Source organism: Peptostreptococcaceae bacterium, from assembly GCA_016649995.1.
Lineage (GTDB): Bacteria > Bacillota > Clostridia > Peptostreptococcales > BM714 > BM714.
The window spans coordinates 1-20064 of the sequence record JAENWJ010000022.1 but is presented as its reverse complement, the minus strand read 5'-3'; the positions used below and the strand labels follow the sequence as shown (position 1 = coordinate 20064).

The 20064-nt window shown below is 42.8% G+C and carries 18 protein-coding genes; 17 read left to right on the top strand and 1 reads right to left on the bottom strand.

All coding sequences use genetic code 11. The features are described from left to right. The first annotated feature begins 95 nt into the window (after window positions 1-95). The 13 genes from JJE29_05505 (at window position 96) to JJE29_05445 (ending at window position 7710) form a co-directional block, all read left to right on the top strand. Window positions 96-272 (top strand): 4Fe-4S binding protein, encoded by a 177-nt coding sequence (locus JJE29_05505; GenBank protein ID MBK5252072.1) that lies wholly within the window; start codon window positions 96-98, stop codon window positions 270-272. 43 nt (window positions 273-315) lie between these two features. Further along, window positions 316-654 carry a glutaredoxin family protein gene (locus JJE29_05500; protein ID MBK5252071.1) on the top strand — a complete coding sequence of 113 codons (339 nt, stop codon included), beginning with the start codon at window positions 316-318 and terminating at the stop codon, window positions 652-654. Window positions 655-663: 9 nt separating this feature from the next. Beyond that, window positions 664-882 (top strand): YdbC family protein, encoded by a 219-nt coding sequence (locus JJE29_05495; GenBank protein ID MBK5252070.1) that lies wholly within the window; start codon window positions 664-666, stop codon window positions 880-882. A 32-nt stretch (window positions 883-914) separates the two neighbouring features. Continuing rightward, window positions 915-2018: a tRNA 2-thiouridine(34) synthase MnmA gene (gene mnmA, locus JJE29_05490; protein ID MBK5252069.1), complete on the top strand. Its 1104-nt coding sequence runs from the start codon at window positions 915-917 to the stop codon at window positions 2016-2018. Next, window positions 2015-2479: a hypothetical protein gene (locus JJE29_05485; GenBank protein ID MBK5252068.1), complete on the top strand. Its 465-nt coding sequence runs from the start codon at window positions 2015-2017 to the stop codon at window positions 2477-2479. Before mnmA ends, JJE29_05485 begins: the two co-directional genes overlap by 4 nt. Before the next feature lie 77 nt (window positions 2480-2556). Continuing rightward, on the top strand, window positions 2557-2919 hold the full coding sequence (locus tag JJE29_05480; protein ID MBK5252067.1) for a permease: 363 nt from the start codon (window positions 2557-2559) through the stop codon (window positions 2917-2919). After that, window positions 2891-3166, top strand: coding sequence for an HAD hydrolase-like protein (locus JJE29_05475; GenBank protein ID MBK5252066.1), 276 nt, complete (start codon window positions 2891-2893; stop codon window positions 3164-3166). Before JJE29_05480 ends, JJE29_05475 begins: the two co-directional genes overlap by 29 nt. A gap of 291 nt (window positions 3167-3457) precedes the next feature. Further along, a complete protein-coding gene (locus JJE29_05470; GenBank protein ID MBK5252065.1) occupies window positions 3458-3658 on the top strand; it encodes a hypothetical protein in 201 nt (66 codons plus the stop codon). Window positions 3659-3738: 80 nt separating this feature from the next. Next, window positions 3739-4194 (top strand): peptide-methionine (R)-S-oxide reductase MsrB, encoded by a 456-nt coding sequence (gene msrB / locus JJE29_05465; GenBank protein MBK5252064.1) that lies wholly within the window; start codon window positions 3739-3741, stop codon window positions 4192-4194. Window positions 4195-4314: 120 nt separating this feature from the next. Continuing rightward, a complete protein-coding gene (locus tag JJE29_05460) occupies window positions 4315-5157 on the top strand; it encodes a fumarate hydratase (GenBank protein ID MBK5252063.1) in 843 nt (280 codons plus the stop codon). 9 nt (window positions 5158-5166) lie between these two features. Continuing rightward, window positions 5167-5721: a Fe-S-containing hydro-lyase gene (locus JJE29_05455; GenBank protein ID MBK5252062.1), complete on the top strand. Its 555-nt coding sequence runs from the start codon at window positions 5167-5169 to the stop codon at window positions 5719-5721. Between the two features lie 101 nt (window positions 5722-5822). Then, on the top strand, window positions 5823-6962 hold the full coding sequence (locus JJE29_05450; GenBank protein MBK5252061.1) for a glycerate kinase: 1140 nt from the start codon (window positions 5823-5825) through the stop codon (window positions 6960-6962). Window positions 6963-7017: 55 nt separating this feature from the next. After that, complete coding sequence (locus JJE29_05445; GenBank protein ID MBK5252060.1) at window positions 7018-7710, top strand: TIGR01906 family membrane protein; 693 nt, start codon at window positions 7018-7020, stop codon at window positions 7708-7710. Here JJE29_05445 and JJE29_05440 read toward each other — a convergent pair. Further along, on the bottom strand, window positions 7700-8452 hold the full coding sequence (locus tag JJE29_05440) for a sulfite exporter TauE/SafE family protein (protein MBK5252059.1): 753 nt from the start codon (window positions 8450-8452) through the stop codon (window positions 7700-7702). The genes JJE29_05445 and JJE29_05440 overlap by 11 nt on opposite strands. 219 nt (window positions 8453-8671) lie before the next feature. On the opposite strand from JJE29_05440, the gene addB reads away from it, so the two are divergent. From addB to JJE29_05420, 4 genes are read left to right on the top strand one after another with little or no spacing between them, the layout of a single operon-like run. Continuing rightward, on the top strand, window positions 8672-12067 hold the full coding sequence (gene addB, locus JJE29_05435) for a helicase-exonuclease AddAB subunit AddB (protein ID MBK5252058.1): 3396 nt from the start codon (window positions 8672-8674) through the stop codon (window positions 12065-12067). Then, entirely contained in the window at window positions 12060-15686 is a 3627-nt protein-coding gene (gene addA, locus JJE29_05430; GenBank protein MBK5252057.1) for a helicase-exonuclease AddAB subunit AddA, read from the top strand. Before addB ends, addA begins: the two co-directional genes overlap by 8 nt. Continuing rightward, window positions 15683-16903, top strand: coding sequence for an exonuclease SbcCD subunit D (locus JJE29_05425; protein ID MBK5252056.1), 1221 nt, complete (start codon window positions 15683-15685; stop codon window positions 16901-16903). Before addA ends, JJE29_05425 begins: the two co-directional genes overlap by 4 nt. Beyond that, window positions 16890-19490: an SMC family ATPase gene (locus JJE29_05420; protein ID MBK5252055.1), complete on the top strand. Its 2601-nt coding sequence runs from the start codon at window positions 16890-16892 to the stop codon at window positions 19488-19490. Before JJE29_05425 ends, JJE29_05420 begins: the two co-directional genes overlap by 14 nt. Window positions 19491-20064 lie beyond the last annotated feature (574 nt).

The window sequence follows — 20064 nt, the reverse complement described above, 5'->3', positions numbered from 1 at the left end:
TTGCTTCTGAAAGAAGGGAAATACTGTTATTTATAGAACAATAAAGATAATTGGAAAGTTGGGACGAGAATAAATTTGACAAAGGAGGTGTAGAAATGGCTTATAGAATTGACAAGGAAAGTTGCATTGGCTGCGGAGCATGCGAGGCGGTCTGCCCGGTTAGCTGTATTACAGAGGTTGAAGAAGATAAGCGTTTGATCGATGAAGATGCCTGTATAAGTTGCGGAGCTTGCGCCGATGCTTGTCCGGTTGACTGTATCAAAGAAGTATAGAAATATCTATTAAATAGCGGCTAGCGCCGGGAAAGGATTTTTCATGAAAACGATTATGATGTACACTAGTCCTACGTGACCCCATTGCCGTACGGCCAAGAAGTTTCTTGGAGAAAAAGGATACAAATACGTTGAAAAGAATGTTCAGGAGGATAAAGTGGCTCAAAAGAAAATGATGGACATGGGCTTGAGAGGAGTTCCTGCTTTTATAATAGGGGATGAAGTCATCGTGGGCTTGGATACGGCGCGCATAGAAGCGGCCTTGGATTACAAGGTTGAGAAATGTCCTCATTGCGAACAAAAGATGCGGATTCCAAAGGGAGAAGGAAAGGTTCGGGTAAATTGTTCGAATTGTGGCAAGGAGTTTGAAACAAGGACATAGGAGGTTGACATGGCTCTAAAGTTCGAAATTAAAAAGGATATAGGCGTTTTATCGGAATCGGGCAGTGGATGGAAAAAGGAATTGAATCTTGTAAGCTGGAACGATAGAGATCCTAAATACGACATAAGAGATTGGGATCCGGATCATGGGAAAATGGGCAAGGGTATAACTCTTTCTAGGGAAGAGGCTGTTGCCCTCCGAGATATGCTTAACAAAACAGAGCTTTGAAGTTATGATTATAAAAAAATGGATGGAGAATTATGAGTATGAAACTGAATCACAACAAAGTGGCCGTTGCCATGAGCGGAGGCATTGACAGCTCGGTAACGGCTTTCTTATTGAAAAGAATAGGATATGAGGTTATTGGTGTCACCATGTATCTGTATGATGAAATTGGCGAGGATGGACTTCCTGCGCCGCAGAAGGAAATATTTGAAGCCCGCAGGATTGCGGAATCTTTGGGAATTCAGCATCATGTAGCCGATTTTCGTCCTGCATTTGATTGGGTTGTAAAACAGCCGTTTGCGAAGGCGTATGCCGAAGGCAAAACTCCTAATCTATGTGTGGAATGCAATAGGCAGATAAAATACGGAAAACTTTTGGAATACGCTATGGAAATGGGAGCATACTATCTTGCTACAGGCCATTACGCGTCAGTTGAATTCGATGATGAATCGAATCGTCATAGGCTCTATTGCGCTAAAGCGGAAGATAAGGACCAGTCCTATCTTTTGCATAGGTTGGGACAGGGTCAGCTTTCCCATGTGTTGCTGCCATTGGGGGATGTGTTTTCCAAAGACCAAGTTAGAGAGGCGGCTCTTGAGATGGGGATTGACTTTGTGAAAAAAAAGGACAACAAGGATATTTGTTTTGTTCCGGGAAAAAACTTCATTAATTTTGTAGAGGCGAGTATGCATAGTGCCGTGATGCCCGGGGAATTTGTAGACATGGAAGGGAATGTACTTGGCGTGCACGATGGGATAGCTCGTTATACAATAGGCCAAAGAAAAGGGCTTGGTGATACATTCGACCGTCGCTACTGTATTGTGGCTATAGATACTGAAAACAACCGAGTGGTTTTGGGGGAGGATGCCGAAACTTACGCGAGCGAAATTAGTGTGGAAAGGGTTAATTTTATACCATTTGGCTCATTGCAATTGCCTATTAAGGTGAAGATAAAGGTTTGCCAATTGGGATGGTTCCTGGACGGGGAGATATTCCCTGAAAGGGACAAAACGGTCCGGGTTGTTTTTGACAAGCCTGAAAGGGCTCCTGCTCTAGGGCAATGGGCGGTTTTCTATAGGGATGGGGAAGTGCTCGGAGGCGGAATTATTCAGCATATAAAAAGGGGATTTAAAGAATGAAAACTTACGAGGATAAGCTGAAGAGGTATATAGAGGAAAACAATATTGCTTGCGAGCATCTGATTTTCAAAAACTCCTGCCATTCGGTGAAGGAAGCTGCAGAGACGGCCGGCGCAGAAACGGATGATTTCGTAAAAAATATTTGCATGTCCGATTCCGATGGAAACATAATCGTTGCGATAGTGAAGGGTGAAGATAGAGCCAGCACAAAGAGAGTGGCTAAGGCCTTAGGCATCGAAAGACCAAATACGGCTATCCCTGAAAACATATTTGAAAAGACCGGATACCCTATAGGAGGGGTGCCTTCATTTGGATACAAAGCCGTTTTTCTTATTGATGAAAGAGTAATGGAGAAGGAAGAGGTGTATTCAGGGGGAGGATCTCCCAATGCGCTTGTAAAGATAGGTTCAAAGGAATTACTTGCATCCAATGGTGGGATTGTTGCAAAGATAAGAAAATAGAATATAAAACAAGCGGAATCCATGGTGGTTCCGCTTGTTTTATATTATGATATAAGAAACGATTTTTGGAGGATTTTATGAGGATTATTTATCTATATGGATTGGCAACGTTGCTTTTGGCATTGTCATTCCATTATAGCAAAGAAAAGACAAAAATGGCGCTTAAGAAAGCATGGAAATCCTTTAGCAAGATATTTCCTGCGCTCTTGGGAATATTGATTTTGGTGGGCGTGCTTCTTGCTGTTTTCGATGCCGATTTTATAACAAAAATAATAGGAGAAGAATCGGGATGGTTTGGTGTTTTTTTGTCCGCGTCAGTGGGAGCCATTACCCTTATACCGGGTTTCATAGCCTTCCCGACGGCTTCTGTTTCTGTTCGAAATGTCTTCAATGGGGGCGCCCGAACCGGACATGGTTTTTGGCTGGGACAAGGATCCTGAAAAGAGGAAACCGAGTCCATATCCTTTGGAAGAAATAATGAAAGCCTTTGACCTAAAGCCGTCGGAACTGCTAATGGTTGACGACTTGAAGCCCGGGCTTGAAATGGCAAGAAGTGCGGGGATTGATTTTGCTGCAGCAGGATGGGCCTATGAAATTCCGGAGATACACAGATTCATGAAAGATGAATCTGATTATTATTTTAAAACCGTCACGGATTTTAAAGATATAGTTTTGAACAGAAAGTGACAAATTTTTAATAGTTATGTAACCGTTTATTTAAGACTTATAGCCCTATTTGCACTAAAATAAAATTAGGAAGTGAAATCACTAACTTTCTGTTTTCTCCTTTAAGTGAATCGGGAATGGATTAAGAAAAGAGACGTCTTTCATGGGGCGTCTCTTTATTTTATCATAAATGATACAAACGGGGGGTATAAAAGATAAAAAGTTGGGTATACATATTCTATAAAGGAAGTGATAAAGATGAAACGATTGATTATAATCAGTTAAATTCTGATTTTAATAGTAGGAGTTGCAATGTTTATTTTAGGAAAAGACGGGGAACCTGCGGAATTTTCGGAGTACGAAGGTTATGAAAAGGCTTTAGCTGAATTCGCTTTGGAAAAGCTTGAGCTATCGGGGCTGTTTGATGAACCGATAGATGTGAAGATTCTTCCATTTGAGGCTTTTACTATGCGGAAGAGTACCACCAGGACTATCACGAAAAGAATACTTTGAAATACAAATATTACCGATTCAATTCAGGAAGTGACCAATTTCTTGACGGAGTCTGGGAGGAAGAAAGGAAGGAAGAAACTATGGGAAACAAAGGAAAGGTTGAATTTGACAAAAACAAAAGATTGGGAGAACTAACAAAACTTGAGATTGATGTAACACAAAGCGATGCCACTGAGCCTTCTTTCGACAATGATTATTGGGACAATAAGGCGGAAGGTATCTATGTTGACATAGTAGCGGGTGAGCCTCTTTTCAGTTCGAAAGATAAATACAAATCAGGTACAGGATGGCCAAGCTTTACGAAGCCTCTTGAACCGGGCAATATAGTTGAAAAGGTGGACAGAAAACTTTTAAGCAAAAGGATTGAAATAAGGAGCCTCCAAGCTGATTCCCATTTGGGACATGTTTTTACAGACGGCCCGGCTCCAACGGGGTTAAGGTATTGCATGAATTCGGCATCACTTAGATTCATTCCAAAGGATAAGTTGACCGAGGAAGGCTATGGAGAATATGAAAAGATATTTGAAACTAAATAAGGTTTGTGGAATTTGAATTTTATAGTCTTTTGGTGTATATTTATAACATCAAAAGGGCCATTTGCGCAGGAAAGCCTAAAGGCTTTCCTGCTTTTTTAAAAGGGCGAAAGGAATGTGTACATGAGAGAACTTAATGTGAAGGAAATTGAGGATGCCGTCAGGGAGATGTGCATAAGTTCGAACTACAACTTGCCGGCTGACATCTATAAAAAACTATCTGAGTCGGTAGATAATGAGGAGTCAGCAATTGGTAAAGGCATTCTGAAGAATATACTCATAAACGCTGATTTGGCAAAGAAAAACAGAGTGCCAATCTGTCAAGACACCGGAATGGCGATACTGTTCATTGAGATTGGACAGGAAGTATGCTTGCTTGGCGGGGATTTTGAGGAAGCGGTGAATGAAGGAGTAAGAAAGGGCTACAGTGAAGGCTATCTCAGAAAATCGATAGTAAGGGATCCACTTCTACGCGATAACACCGGGGACAATACCCCTGCAGTCATTCATTTAAAAATAGTGCCGGGGGACAGGGTGAAGATTGTAGTCGCTCCGAAGGGATTCGGAAGCGAAAACATGAGCCGTATAAAAATGCTAAAGCCATCTGACGGAATGAAGGGAGTGGAGGATTTCGTGCTGCAAGCCGTATCGGAAGCCGGCCCAAATCCGTGTCCACCTATTTTTGTGGGTGTCGGAATAGGAGGCACATTCGAAAAGGTTGCAGAGATGGCCAAAAGAGCTCTTTTAAGAGAGGTGGAAGACAAAAATCCTGATCCTTCATTGGCAGAAATGGAGACTCGCCTTTTTGAGAAGATTAACGATTTGGGAATAGGACCGCAGGGACTCGGAGGAAGAACAACGGCACTTGCTGTAAAGGTGGAAACTTATCCAACGCATATTGCCGGATTGCCGGCTGCGGTGGCAATAAACTGCCATGCTACTCGTCATGAAGAAAGAATACTTTAAGGGGGAGTTATGAATCCTATAAAAAAAATAGAGATGCCATTGACCTACAAAAAGGTCAAGGAGCTTAGAGCTGGAGACATGGTTGAAATAACCGGAGTCATATATACAGGAAGGGATGCGGCCCACAAGAGGCTCTGCGATACCCTTGCAAATGGAGGGAATATGCCCTTTGACCTTACGGATTCGGTCATCTACTATGTCGGACCGGCGCCTGCCAAACCAGGAAATGTAATAGGATCTGCAGGGCCTACTACAAGCTACAGGATGGACGATTTGACAGTGCCTCTCCTTGAGAGCGGTCTAAGGGGAATGATAGGCAAGGGCGTTCGTTCCGGTGAAGTAATAGAAGCAATGATTAGGACCGGAGCCGTATATTTTGCGGCAATCGGCGGAGCGGGAGCTCTTATTTCTGACACAATAAAAGAAGCAGAAGTGATTGCCTACGGGGATTTGGGAACAGAGGCTGTGCGAAGGCTTAGAGTGGAAAAATTTCCTGCAACAGTTGTCATCGATTCATACGGAAATAACATCTACGAGACGGAAAGAGAAAAATATAGAAGATAAACGAGAGGATTCAAAATGAAGGCTTTTTCCGAAGCGGTGATGGAGGCGGCAAAAGCTTCCGGAGTAGCAAGGATATAGGTGAAATTGCGGGAGGGAATCGAATGAATGAATATGTGATAATTGCAGCGCCGGATTCTTTCAAGGGTAGTGCGAGGTCGGTGGACATTTGTGACATAATCGAAAAAGCGGCTTTAAATGAAAAAAAAGTCCGCGTTGTAAAGATTCCCTTGGCGGATGGTGGAGAGGGAACGGTTGAGGCTTATATAGCGGCAGCGGGAGGACAAAAGGTCAAATGCATAGTGACCGGCCCGGATTTTGATTTGGTGGAAGCCTTCTACGGTATACTGCCAGACGGGACAGCCGTGATAGAAATGGCGCAGGCCTCGGGACTATCTCTTACGAGGATAAAAAACCCGCTTCATACAACGACCCTCGGAACGGGCGAACTGATAAGGGACGCGCTTGACAGGGGATGCAGAAGATTTATAATAGGCATCGGAGGCAGCGCAACAAACGATGGAGGCATCGGTATGGCCGGTGTTCTCGGTGCTTTGTTTCTTGACGAAAATGGCAAATTCGTTGAACCCACAGGAGAAGGACTCGGGAAAATCACAGAGGTAGACCTTGAAAATATGGACTATCGCATCAGGGATTCCGAGATTCTTGTGGCATGTGATGTAAACAATCCTCTTGTAGGGAAAATGGGTGCTGCGTACATCTATGGCCCTCAAAAGGGAGCGGATTCCATCATAATTAAAAGACTAGATGAAAACCTCGTAAATTTTGCGGCCGCAGTTTCAAATGCGACAGGGAAAAGGCTTGAAAATATACCCGGAGCGGGAGCGGCCGGAGGTCTGGGGTATGGTTTGATGGTGTTTTTAGGCGCAAAACTGGAAAGCGGAATCGACTTGATTCTTGAGGCTTCGGGTTTTGATGACAAACTTGATCAAGCCGACCTTGTCATAACAGGGGAAGGAAGGCTTGACGAACAAAGCCTTATGGGTAAAGCCATCTCTGGAATTGCTTCGAGGTGTCAAAAGAAAAATGTTCCGGTTGTAGCCTTGGCGGGAATAGTGTCGGTCGATAGGAATCAATTAAAAAAAAGCGGAATAACAGCCGCTTTTTCGATACAAAAGGAAGCGACGGATTTAAAAACGGCAATTGAGAGGACGAATGATAATTTGCTTTTTTCATCCGAGCAGATTATACATCTCATGGTGGGATTAAAAGACAAAAAATAATTCCGACTACCGGATTACTTAAGCGGATTAAGGTTTGAGAAAGAAGGGGACAGTAATGGAAAGGTTGCTTGAAAGAAGTTTGACAATTGTGGTGGCACTGTTGCTACCCGTGGTTTTAATGCTTACGAGCCTCGAAATAACAGCTTTCGACGAAAATTTCTATGCCTCAAAGCATGAGGAATTTAATATAACGGAAGTTGTTGAAACCGATTCAGCGGAGCTTGGACGAATAAGCGCTAAAATCATCGATTACCTTAGAAATAGAACCGATTCATTAGAAATGAAGGCGGAAATTGGTGGAGAAAGCGTGGAGGTCTTTGGAGAACGGGAAAAATTGCATATGGTAGATGTAAAGAAACTCTTTATGGCAGGTTTCTATCTGCGGAATGTTTTTTTGGCCTTTGTAATTTTGGCATTGTTTATTCTTTATTCAATGGATGGTAAAAAAATTGAAAAGCCCGGGAGGGCAGTACTCGCCTCGGGCTTCACTGTGATGATTGTAACGATTGCTTTGGTGGCCATGATCTTGACCGATTTCCAAAGGTATTTTATCGGTTTTCATAAGATCTTCTTTAACAACGATTTATGGATGCTCAATCCGCAGACGGATGTCTTAATACAGATGCTTCCTCTTGAATTTTTTATAGACATAATGAAACGCACTATGTATGCATTCTTGATTCAATATGCATTGCTCATGGGGATTGCCTTTGCAGCAATAAGGCGATTCAAGGGAATCAGGAAGTGAATACCAGCTTGATGGCCATTCCAACAACGGCGAACGCAAGGATCATTCGAATCCAGCGATCGCCTTTTTTTACGGCGAAATTGCTTCCAATCCAGGCGCCAAGGCTGTTTCCTACGGCCAATGTAAGGCCGAGAATCAAATCGACCTTTCCATTTGTGGCGAAGACAACTAGAGCAAAAAATGTATAAATGGCTACAATAAATACCTTTATGCTGTTGATTCTAACAAGATCGGAGCCGGTTATCCATGTGAGTGATGCGATTATGATGAAGCCGACACCGGCCTGCACGATTCCTCCGTAAAGGCCCACAAAGAAAAAAATGACTATGGCAACCATTTTTCGCTTAAATGTCATCGGACCAACGATTTCCTTTTGCTTGGTCTTGGGTTTGAACAGAATAAGCATGAGAACCATGATCATTACACCTGCAAGCAGGCGATTGAATATATGGTCGGGTATGTCTACGGCTATGCTTGACCCTAAGGCGGCTCCCAATATGGCCGGAGCTGACAGCATAAGAACGAGTCGCCAGTCAAAATACCCCTTGCGCTTGAAGTTATATGTTGCGGTAGTGTTTTGGAACAAAAGCGCGATCCTGTTTGTCCCATTGGCTACGGCAGAAGGCAATCCCATGAAAATTAAGATCGGCATGGTTATAAGCGATCCTCCCCCTGCCAGAGTATTCAAAAAACCGGCGCAGGTTCCCGCCAATAGAATTATTGTTATATGTAAAAAATTCATGTTATGTCCTCCCATTTAATTGATTCATATATACTATACTATAAAGATAGAGTGTAAAAAAAGATATACTACATTTTTTTTAAGACAAATAAAACCGAGTGGAATTAAAGGCAGTTTTCTTGATGCGGGAATATGCCTTTTTATAATTTGCCATGAAGGGAAAGTGCTTTCTCTTATAGAAATAATATATAGTCAATATTACGAAAAAAGGGGTTTGCCATGGGAATGAAAGTAATAGCAGGAAGAGCCGGCAGCGGAAAGACTGAAGCTCTGCTTAAACTGGCTAAAAAGAGAATAGAAAGCGGATTAAAGACGGTGCTTATAGTGCCGGAACAATACAGCTTCCAGGCGGAACGTGATTTGATAGAAAGACTCGAAAAGCCAGGGATACTAGGGACAGAGGTCTTAAGTTTCAGTCGTTTAGTATATAGGGTTTTGGAACTTGAGGGCGGACTTGGGAAAAGCCATATAAGCGATCTGGGAAAGACAATGCTGCTGCGAAAGGCATTTGAGGAAAATGGGGATGATTTCGGTGTGTTCAAGGGGGCATTCAAGAAACAGGGATTCATAACCAGGCTGAATAGATTTTTGAACGAACTAAAGAAAAACGGAATTGTTCCAGAGGAGCTTTTGCTAGCGGCTTCTGAAATTAAGGGACTTGAATTGCTGAGGGAGAAACTTCGGGATATAGCATACGCGTATGAATACATGGAAAATTCGCTTGAGGAAAAATACACGGATACATGGAATTTGTATGCATTGGCGGAGGAAAAACTTAAAAATTCTGACATTTACAGAGAAACCGTTTTTTATGTTGACGGGTTTGCCGGATTCACAGGACGTGAAAAGGGCTTGATCAAGGCTCTTTTGAGTAAATCTGAAAATGTGGTTTTTACCCTCACATGCAGCATGGATGAAAATGGAGATTCCTATGTTTTTTCAAATACACTTAGAACATTAAATGAATTGAAGGCTCTCGCTCTAGAAGAAAATGCAGCATTTGAACTTAGCGTTTTCGAACCTGTAAAAGACCTTGGAGAGCTTTCTTTTTTGCGTGACCATTTCTACAGCTATCCGACCGTTGTTTACAAGGGGAAACCGGGCAGCGTATTCCTTTTTGCAGCAAAGAACCGTTCTTCGGAGATTGAGAATGCGGCAGGGGAAATCTTGCGTCTCGCTGAAGAAAATGGCTGCCGCTACAGGGACATGGTAATCCTTTGCGACATGGCAATCTATGGAGATGAAATACGCAGGGTGTTCGCGGATTACGGCATACCGTGCTTCATAGACCAAAAGAGGGCTATCACCGGAAGCGCAATGGCTCGATATTTGTTGTCTGCACTTGAAACTATAGAAAGAAACATGCGTTACGAAGATGTCTTTGCATACCTGAAAACAGGTCTGGCTGACATGGACATCGAAACCGTAGAGAAACTTGAGAACCATGTTCTTGCAAGGGGCATAAGGGGAAGCCTATGGAAGAAGCCGCTTGATGTTGAGAACATCGAAGACGGGGAGCTTCTCGAAGCTGCTCGAATTAAGCTGTGGAGCAGATTCGACATCTTTAGGAGTCATATATCGAACGCGAAAAACATAAGAGGATATGTTGAATCAATCTACAGATTTCTTGATTCCGGAGAAGCAGCAAAAAAAATGGAGGAATTTGTAGATAAACTAACCAGTGTAGGCGACTACGAATACGCAAGCGAGTATTCACAAATCTGGAACATACTAATGGAAATATTCGATCAACTGATAGAGGTTGGTGGAGATGAAAAGGTGGATCTGAAAACCTTTATAGAGATACTGAAATCGGGAATAGAGAGCTATGAAGTTGGAATCATTCCGTCTACAATTGATCAGGTGCTCGTTGGGGGGCTTAAACGAACCAGGTTTCATAGGGTTAAGGCGTTATTCATGATTGGAATAAATGACAGAGTAATACCGTCAGTTGTTGAGGACTCTGGAATAATGCTCGATGAGGAGATTCGCATAATGCAGCAGAAGGGTCTGCCGGTTACCATGGACGGAGACACGCGGGTTGATGAGGAGCGTTTTGCAATCTATAATGCCATTGCAAGACCGACGGATTTCATATGGTTTAGCTATGCCTTATCGGATGCCGAGGGACAGAATCTTAGACCATCCATACTTGCAGGCAGGCTTAAGCAGTTGTTCCCCGAAATGGATGAAATGGGAGACAATCTGGGTTCTAGGCCCGAGAGGGTTTTTCGTGCTCCAAAGGCTGCGTATGGACATGTTGTAGAGGCGCTGAGGCGATATATAGAGGAGCATCGCGAAATGACGGACATAGAAAAGACCTTGGCATGCTGGATAAGCCGGTCGCCTGCGCTAAAAGCGGATTTCGAAACGACGAGAAAGGCCCTATTCCATGACAACATGGATTGGAACATTACTTCCAAGGTAGCATCGGAGCTCTATGGGGCGCCACTTAGATCGAGCAGTAGTCGCATAGAAAGGTACTACCAATGTCCGTTTCAGCATTTTGTGACATATGGGCTGCGTCCTTTCGAAAGAAAGGTTTACGAGCTCAAGAGCCCCGATGTGGGACGCATATTCCATGAATCGGTTGAATCCTTTGCAAAAAAAATCGAGGATAGAGGATTGGACTGGAGAGAGCTTTCTAAGGACAAAGTGGACGGGATAATGAGCGAGGCGGCAAAAGAAATAATGGAAGGCTTTGACGGCAAGATACTTGGAAGCACGGAAAGATACAAGTATTTTGCCGACAGAATAGAAAGGGTAGCAAAAAAAACAGCCAACATGGCAGTTGAGCATGTTAAAAGAGGCGGGTTTACTCCTACAGCGTCAGAGATGGCCTTTGGAGAAGGAAAACCCATTCCTCCAATAATAATAGAAACCGGGAGCGGAGAAACAATACGCCTCGAGGGGCGTATTGACCGAATTGACATTTGTGAAAAGGATGAAAACACCTATGTTAAGATAATCGATTATAAGTCTTACGACAAGCCATTCAAGATAGGAAATGCATACTATGGCATTCAGATTCAGCTTCCAATATATCTTAAGGCTGCGCTGCGGGGCATTGAAGCTAGTGGCAAGAAAGCCACTCCTGCCGGTGCATTCTATTTCAAGATTGACGACCCTATGGTGGAGGATACCGGAATGGATGAGAGTCAAATTGAATCGGCATTTAGAAGCAGGTTCAAGATGAGGGGAGTAGTCCTTCGCGATGAAAGGATAATAAAGCTAATGGACATGGATCTTGAGGAGGGAAAGTCTTCGGACATAATCCCTGCGAGGCTCAAGCAGGACGCAAGCCCCGCAAAAACTGTCGGATCGATAGAAAGAGAAGATTTTGACAATCTGCTTAAATTTGTACTCAAGGCTGTTGGGAACGCTGCAGAAAGCATACTTGAAGGAAAAATAGATGCAAGCCCCTTCAGAAAGGGAGCCGATAAAGCCTGTACATTTTGTGATTTCGCTTCCATCTGCCAGTTCGACAAGGATTTGAAGGGAAACACTTACAGAAATCTTAAGTCTCTGACCGACAAAGAGGCACTTCAAAAAATGGAAAGCGATGTGCAGACAAAAGAAGAGAATGGAAAGGAAGGAGGGGATGACCGTGGTTGATTGGACAACGCAGCAGAAAGAGGCTATTGAAACCCGGGGAAGCCATCTCCTTGTATCTGCGGCCGCGGGATCTGGCAAGACGGCGGTTCTTGTCGCAAGAATAATTGAAATGATTATGGATGAGAGAATAGACATAGATCAAATGCTTATAGTCACCTTTACGCATGCCGCAGCGGCGGAAATGCGTGAAAAGATACTTAGGGCGCTTACGGATCGCTTAGATAGCAGCAAAACCGGCCGCGAAAAGGCCGAATTCCTAAGAAGACAGATGAATCGCCTAAACAGAGCTTCAATCCAGACGCTTCACGGCTTTTGCATAGAGGTTATAAGGGCGGGATTTCATGTAGTTGATATTGACCCTGAGTTTAGGATAGCGGACGATCTTGAAAGGAATATGCTGATGGACGAGGCGCTTTCCGAGCTTCTTGAGGAAAACTATGCTGCTAGAACTCCAGAATTCATTAATCTTGTAGAGGCCTTCAGCAGCAACAAGGATGACGAGGCCTTTAAAAGCATTGTGAAAAGGTTCCATTCATTTGCAAAATCAATGCCCGAGCCTTGGGAGTGGATGGATGATTCAATCGCGCAGTTTGGACAGTCCTATGAGGATTTTAAAAATGGACCGTGGGTTGCGGAAATAAAAGAACAATTGATTATGGAACTCAAATATATTTTAAACGGGTATGATGAGCTTTTAGAAACATCCGTAATGCCGGACGGCCCCTTGCCCTATGAAGAGGCTCTTAGATCAGATAGGGACTTGGTTGAAAGGCTTATTTTATCTGCGGAAAAAGATATAGAGGATTATGTTAGAGTCTATGCAAAGGAAGTGAAGGACAAGCCGAATCCTGTTTTCGATAAGCTCAAATCGATAAGAAAAGCCGACAAAGAATTTATGGATATTGTAAAAGTTGACAAGGTGAAAGATGGTAGGGATAAGTTCAAGAAGCGCATAGTGGGACTTCAGGCAAAGTATCTTGACTGCCCGATAAAAACTGCTTATGAGCAGCTTAAAGAACTGAAGCCGGATATGGCGTATCTGGCGCATATTATTCAAAAACTCGATGAACGTTATTTGGATAAAAAAGCGGGACGGCGCCTGATGGATTTCAATGACCTTGAGCATTTCGCACTCGAAATACTTAAGGACGAAAGAATGGCAAATAGGTTCAAGGAAAAGTATCATCAGATATTCGTGGACGAGTATCAAGACAACAATAGAATGCAGGAAGCTATAATCGGATGCATCGGCAGGAATAACAATGTTTTTATGGTAGGGGATGTGAAGCAGAGCATATATAGGTTCCGCTTGGCGGAGCCGGGTATATTCATATCAAAATATCTTAAATACGGAAATGATGAATCCGAAGGCAAAAGGATTGTTTTGAACAAGAACTTTCGAAGCAGAAAGAACATACTGGAGGCTATCAATTTTGTTTTCGGCAAGATAATGAACAAAACAACAGGAGAGATAGAATACGACGACAATGCAAAACTAAATAGCGGAAAGGAATTTTTGGCGCAGCGCAGTGAATCGGTAGAGATACACATGCTTGAAAAGGTCTTTGAAGCCGAAAGCGAATCTGTGGATGAGGATATAGCCGAACTGAACCATTCGCAGGCAGAAGCGGTATTAACCGCAAGGCTTATAAAACGATTGATGACTGAAGAAACCTATGATCCAAACATCAAAGCCTATCGCCCTATAGAATACAGGGACATAGTCATCCTTTCCCGCGCCGCAAAAAACTGGGCGGATATTTTCTACGAGGTTCTTAGCGGAGAGGGAATTCCTGTATATACAGATGACAGCGGAGGCTATTTCGATACCCTTGAAATCAAGCTTCTAATAGACCTGTTGAAGCTTATAGACAACAGACGGCAGGACTTGCCGCTTTTGTCAGTGCTTCGTTCCCCGGTGGGAGGATTCTCGATTGCGGAGATGACACAAATACGGCTGAATTCGCCAAAGGTACCATATCATGAAGCCGCAGTGGCATACAAAAGAACAATGTCCGACGAGATTTCAATAAGGCTTTCCGATTTTTATACAAATATAGACAGATGGAGCAGCATGGCCCGCTACATGAAACTCGACGACTTTATTTGGTCGCTTGTAGTAGAATCCGGTTACATGGCTTATGTATCCGCTATGCCCGGAGGGATAAGGCGCCGCGAGAACATCAAGGTTCTTATGGACAGAGTGGCTGTATTGTCAAAGGGGACCTGCGGAAGCCTGTTTGAATTCATTAAATTCATAGAGGATGTGCTAAAGAGCCGCGGAGACATGGACACAGCAACCGTACTTGGAGAAAAGGACAATGTTGTCCGAATGATGACTGTGCACAAAAGCAAGGGGCTTGAATTTCCTGTTGTAATAATGACCGGACTTGGGAAGAAGATGAAGAGAAGGGTATCGAAGAATGACTTGCTTATGCATAGAGATTTGGGTATGGGTCCCAAATTCTATGATATAAATAAACGGATTTTTAGAGAGAGCCTTCCGCAGACAGCAATCAAACTGCGCTCCTTCAGAGAGTCTGTTGCAGAAGAAATGCGGATACTGTATGTGGCTTTAACAAGAGCTTCAGACCGCCTTTTGCTCGTAGGGTCAGTCCGAAATGCCGAAAAGGAAATAATGAAATGGTCTTCGGCTATTACCGACTATTCAATAATAGATTCAGATTCATACTTCGATTGGATAATGGGTCCGGTTTCTACAATTATGACCGAAACGGACAAGCTTGCTGCGGGAAGCGGCAGGGAAGTAAGACTTGTAGGAGAAGGTCATAATTGGCGTTTGAAGGTACATGACAGATCGGCTCTCTCAAAAGGCTTGCCGGAAGCATTCGACGCATCGGTTAAAAATAGGGTCGAAGCCCTCGATTTTGAAGCCAATCCAGAATTGCTTGATAAGCTGGATGAGACCCTGTCCTGGAGTTATCCATACGCTAGGATGACGGATATGCCTTCAAAAATGACAGTAACACTGTTGAACCGGCTTGATGCGGCGAGAGCCAATGAAAAAATAGGATTCTCGATTCCGTCCCTGGCAAAGGCTCCCGAAGCTCTGATAGGAAACCTTGAGGCTACCCCTGCTGAAATAGGAAATCTATATCACGGAGTGATGCAAAATTTGGTTATCAATAAGGATTTGACTGAGAATGAGGGAGAAATAGAAAGGCAAATAAGAAAAATGGTTGAAAACGGTAAATTGGAGGAACGAGCTTTGGATCTTCTCGATTTTGGCAAAATAAGCGGATTCTTGGCATCGCCGCTTGGAAGCCGTCTTATGTCATCAAGTAATGTTAACCGTGAGGTGCCATTTGTTTTAAAGAAAAAGGTGGAAGATGTAATAGAGATGGACAGATCCTTAAGCGGCACAGATTATTTGCTTGTTCAGGGTGTTATAGACTGCTATTTTGAAGAGGACGGGGAATGGGTTCTCTTGGATTACAAAACTGGAAGCTCCTGGAGAAAGGGATTGGAAAATGCGGCAGAAACCTATAGGACACAATTAACCGTCTACAAAGAAGCGCTGGAAAAAATCACCGGCAAAAGAGTGAAGGAAGCGTATCTCTATTTCATGGAAGCCGGCGTGGAGGTAAGGGTTATATGAAATTGATTCATACAGCTGATTGGCATTTGGGTAAAAGTCTTGAAGGGCATTCCCGCTTGCCCGAACAAAAAATATTCATAGATGAATTCATCGAAATAGTAGAATCCGAGTGCCCCGATATAGTGCTTATTGCCGGCGATATATTCGACAGTGGAAATCCGTCTGCGGCAGCGGAAGGTTTGTACTACGACTGTATGAAAAGATTGACAGAGGACGGAAATAGGCTGGTTGCGGTAGTATCCGGAAACCATGACAGCCCGGAGCGTTTGGCTGCGCCGGAATGCTTCATGAAGGAGCATGGCGTACTGGTTTTTTCATATCCCAAGCAGCATATAGAAAAAAGCCCGGTAGGGAATTTTGAGATTGTTGAAAGCAGAGAGGGTTTCGTGAAAATTAACATTAATAAAGAAATGGTAAATCTAACTGCAATTCCATTTCCTTCAGAGAGAAGGCTTAACGAACTGTTTGCAAACGGCGATTCTGAGGAGACTATGAGGGACTCTTATTCGGATAGGGTTGGGAAATTATTCCATAGCGGAACAGATATCGCGAGTACTGGCGATTGGAACATAGCGCTTGGACATTTCTTCACTCTTGGAGGGGAAACGACCGATTCGGAGAGGCCTATACAAATAGGCGGGGGATACAGCGTTTCAGGCAATGCCCTTCCTGATTTTATGGACTATATTGCTCTTGGTCATCTGCATCGTCCTCAGAGAATAAGAGCGAATGTAGTATATGCAGGTTCGCCCTTGCAATACAGCAAGAGTGAAATTGGTTACAGTAAAGCCGTTTTCGCCATCGAACTTAAAAAGGGAAAACAACCTGATATACGGGAAATATTTTTGCGTCAATCAAAGCCCCTTGAGGTCTGGAGAGTAAAGGGGGTTGGAGAGGCGCTCCGGAAACTAGAGGAGAATCGCGATAGGCCAGTATGGGTATATCTAGACATCGAAACGGACAGTGTTGTTCCAATGGATGAAATAAGGGAAATGAAGAAGATAAGGCCGGACATTTTGGCAATCACTCCATTAATGGGGGAAACGATAGAAAGCGAAGAATATGAAGCAATGGATATGGAAAAAAGAAACATGAAGGAACTTTTTGCCGAGTTTTACGAACAACGAAACGGAACGCCTCCAAGGACAGAACTTGTAGATTTGCTAAAAGGTATACTTGGGGACGATGAATGGGAGGCTGCGGATGAAGCCGATTAAGCTTGAAATGAGAGGTATAAATAGCTTTAGGGAAACCCAGACGGTGGATTTTTCAAGGCTCACCGAAAGAGGCATATTTGGAATCTTCGGACCTACCGGGAGCGGAAAATCGACGATTTTAGATGCAATGACCCTGGCGCTTTACAATGAAACGGCCAGAAAAAGCAGAGAATACATTAACATGGATGGAAATGACTTGTTCGTTTCGTTTGAATTTGAGGTTGGAACCGATTCGGGGCGGGTCGTATATGTTGTAGAAAGAGGGAAAAAACGAGCGGTGGACGGAACCGTTAAGAGCACAATCACCAGATTTTACCGAAAAGACGGAAAAGGAGAAATACTCGAAAAAACCGGAACGGTCAACAATGCCATAGTCGATTTGATTGGACTTACAATGGACGACTTCACAAGGTCGGTTGTGATTCCGCAAGGGAAATTTAGCGATTTCTTGAAGTTGACCGGTGCCAATAGAAGGAAAATGCTTGAGAGGATACTGAGACTTCAGGAATTCGGGGAGCTGTTGACCGTCCGTGTCAAAAAAAAGAATTTAGAGAATGAGAAAAAACTGTACGGAGTGAAAGAGGGTCTAGAGGCATATAGCAATCTTGAAATGGACAAACTTGATGACTTCAAAGTAAGCCTCAAGCTAATCGGCTCAAATCTTGAGGATTTGTCTAAAAAAGAAGAAAAAATGCGGTCAGAAGTTGAGCGATCGAATGAATTTTGGAAAAAGAAAATAATTCTAGACTCTATAGAGGGAATGCTTAAAGAATCGAAAGCCCAAGAGAAAGACATGGAGGATTTGCTCGATAAATGCGAAAAAGCTAAAAAAGTCAAAGAAATGGGCCCATATATGAAAGAAAAAAAAGAGGCCCTTAAGGAAATTGCTTCCATTGATATCTTTGTGGGAAAAATGAACAAGGATTTGGAAAATAACATGGAATCGAAACTCCAATCCGAAAAAAAATTCAAAGAGGCTACGGCTAAAAAAGAAGAAAATTATGAACCTCTGTTTAGCAAAAGCATTGTAATGCGTCATTTGATGGAAAATGAAATAAAGAGAGTGAAGGAGCTTGAAAAAAACTTAAGGCTGGAAGAAGAATCAATAAAAAAGAATTCAAAAGATATGAATGCTGTGAAAAGTTCGATTGAAGGCAGAGTAAAAAAAATAGAAGAGTTGAGACATGCGCTTGATGAGAAAAAGCAGGAACTGGAGTCTTTGGCGCGTGAACATCTTGTCATGACTATAGGAAAAAAACTTTTAGTCGGAGATGCTTGCCCGATTTGTGGAAGTGAAATAAAGGAATTTACTTTCATGAAAATGGAAGAGACCGATGGAGCCAAGGAAAGAATGGATAGCTTGGAGAACGAATTGCAGGGGTTGCAAAAGACATCCGGCAGTCAAGAAAGGAAATGGAATGAAGAAAAGGAAACAGTCTTAAGGCTTGCATACGATGCCGAAAATTTTGGCAAACGGTACAAAATTAATTTAGAGGAAAAGGAAAAGCTGTTAAAGAGGATCGATGAGGTGTTCAAAAGACAGAATCCGGAAGCTGCACTGCTCGATGTGAAGATGAAAATGGAAAAATTGGTTAAGGATGAAAAAGATGTGGCCGAAAGCCTCAATACAGTCAACAAAGGAATAAGCGATATAAGGGAAAGTCTTAATGAATCCGTCCGGTCTATGGAAAGGAACAAAGAACGTTTGCGTATAGCTTCGAAGTCTCTTGCAATAGAAATGGAAAAGGCGGGAATGGCAAAAGAGGATGAGATTGCCGGTTTTATTATAGGAGATATTGAATTGGAATCCATGGAAAACCAATACGGATTGTGGGACAAACAAAGGGTCAGACTGAATGTTCAAAAGGATGATGTATTGGCAGATTTGGAAAAAATAGATGTATGCGGCAACCGAGATGATTTTGAGAAGTTGAAAAAGGAATTCAAAGACATACAAACCGTAAAAGAGGAATCGAACGAGAAATTCATACGATTTAAGGAACGAATAGAGCAGATGGAAAGGAATCTCGAAAAAGTAAAAGAACTCGAAAAAAAGAAAAAGCAAATGGAAAAGAATGCGGATTTGCTTAAAGAAATAATGGATTTGTTGAGAGGAAACGCATTTGTCGGGTTTGTTGCAATGAGACATCTGAGATACATAGTTAGGGATGCAACTGTAAGGTTGCTGGATATAACTGGAGGAAGATACCGCCTTGAAATAGACAGCCAAGGTGAATTCGTAATCTGCGATCATTTCAACGGAGGAACCAGACGAGGGTGCGACACTCTTTCAGGAGGGGAGACATTTATAGTTTCGCTTGCACTTGCATTGGCCCTTTCGGCAAAGATACAGATGAACAGAGCTAACAGCTTGGAATTTTTTTTCCTCGACGAGGGCTTCGGAACATTAGACAAAGGTGTACTTGATGTCGTGATGGATTCACTTGAGCGAATCCGGGAAAAAGACCTGTCCGTGGGTCTTATAAGCCATGTTGAGGCACTAAAAGACAGGGTGCCAGTAAAACTCGTAGTCGAGCCTGCCGAGCCTGGAGTTTCCGGAAGTAGGCTTAGGATGGAATATATGTGAGTGAAAAGTAAAAAGTAGAAAGTCGGAAGTGGGAAACTTGAGAACAAAGAAAAATCTCAAAAGGAAGTTGATGCTTTTGCTTGAGCTTTAATCATTTACTTGCTACTTGCGACTTGTATCTTTCCACTGTATTTATGGCGGCGAAAGTACTTGATTGAGAAACATCGCCCGTTGCTTTATTCTTCACCCTTTTGGATAAAAGAAAATCGTTATAAATTCACTTTGGCTTTAGCCCGATACGTAGTGAGTTTGTGAATTTTAGATTTTCTTGAAAGACAAAGGGCATGAAGAATAGCAGGAAGGGCGCAGTAATCAAGCAAGTTTTGAGCCGAAAAAAAGTATATAAGAAATAGAGGGAATGTTCCCTTTTGGTGGTGCATTAAAATTTACAAGTTTCTGGGAAAATTAATGCAAATGCGAAAAAAGATATGAACATTTATTGAGGGTGCAGTAATTTACAGTATTAATCATTTGTCTTTGTTTTTGCTTTTACTGCCCACTGCCCACTGCTTACTGCTTACTGCTAGCTGCCTACTAATTGACCACTGCTAACTGATTTTTCTTTCAATCTTTT

Coding starts and splice junctions, on each gene's coding strand:
- JJE29_05470 (MBK5252065.1), top strand. CDS start 3,458: ATGTTTATTTTAGGAAAAGACGGGGAACCTGCGGAATTTTCGGAGTAC.
- addB (MBK5252058.1), top strand. CDS start 8,672: ATGGGAATGAAAGTAATAGCAGGAAGAGCCGGCAGCGGAAAGACTGAA.
- JJE29_05505 (MBK5252072.1), top strand. CDS start 96: ATGGCTTATAGAATTGACAAGGAAAGTTGCATTGGCTGCGGAGCATGC.
- JJE29_05475 (MBK5252066.1), top strand. CDS start 2,891: ATGGTTTTTGGCTGGGACAAGGATCCTGAAAAGAGGAAACCGAGTCCA.
- JJE29_05445 (MBK5252060.1), top strand. CDS start 7,018: ATGGAAAGGTTGCTTGAAAGAAGTTTGACAATTGTGGTGGCACTGTTG.
- JJE29_05440 (MBK5252059.1), bottom strand. CDS start 8,452: ATGAATTTTTTACATATAACAATAATTCTATTGGCGGGAACCTGCGCC.
- JJE29_05480 (MBK5252067.1), top strand. CDS start 2,557: ATGAGGATTATTTATCTATATGGATTGGCAACGTTGCTTTTGGCATTG.
- JJE29_05425 (MBK5252056.1), top strand. CDS start 15,683: ATGAAATTGATTCATACAGCTGATTGGCATTTGGGTAAAAGTCTTGAA.
- JJE29_05460 (MBK5252063.1), top strand. CDS start 4,315: ATGAGAGAACTTAATGTGAAGGAAATTGAGGATGCCGTCAGGGAGATG.
- JJE29_05420 (MBK5252055.1), top strand. CDS start 16,890: ATGAAGCCGATTAAGCTTGAAATGAGAGGTATAAATAGCTTTAGGGAA.
- JJE29_05495 (MBK5252070.1), top strand. CDS start 664: ATGGCTCTAAAGTTCGAAATTAAAAAGGATATAGGCGTTTTATCGGAA.
- JJE29_05455 (MBK5252062.1), top strand. CDS start 5,167: ATGAATCCTATAAAAAAAATAGAGATGCCATTGACCTACAAAAAGGTC.
- msrB (MBK5252064.1), top strand. CDS start 3,739: ATGGGAAACAAAGGAAAGGTTGAATTTGACAAAAACAAAAGATTGGGA.
- mnmA (MBK5252069.1), top strand. CDS start 915: ATGAGTATGAAACTGAATCACAACAAAGTGGCCGTTGCCATGAGCGGA.
- JJE29_05450 (MBK5252061.1), top strand. CDS start 5,823: ATGAATGAATATGTGATAATTGCAGCGCCGGATTCTTTCAAGGGTAGT.
- JJE29_05485 (MBK5252068.1), top strand. CDS start 2,015: ATGAAAACTTACGAGGATAAGCTGAAGAGGTATATAGAGGAAAACAAT.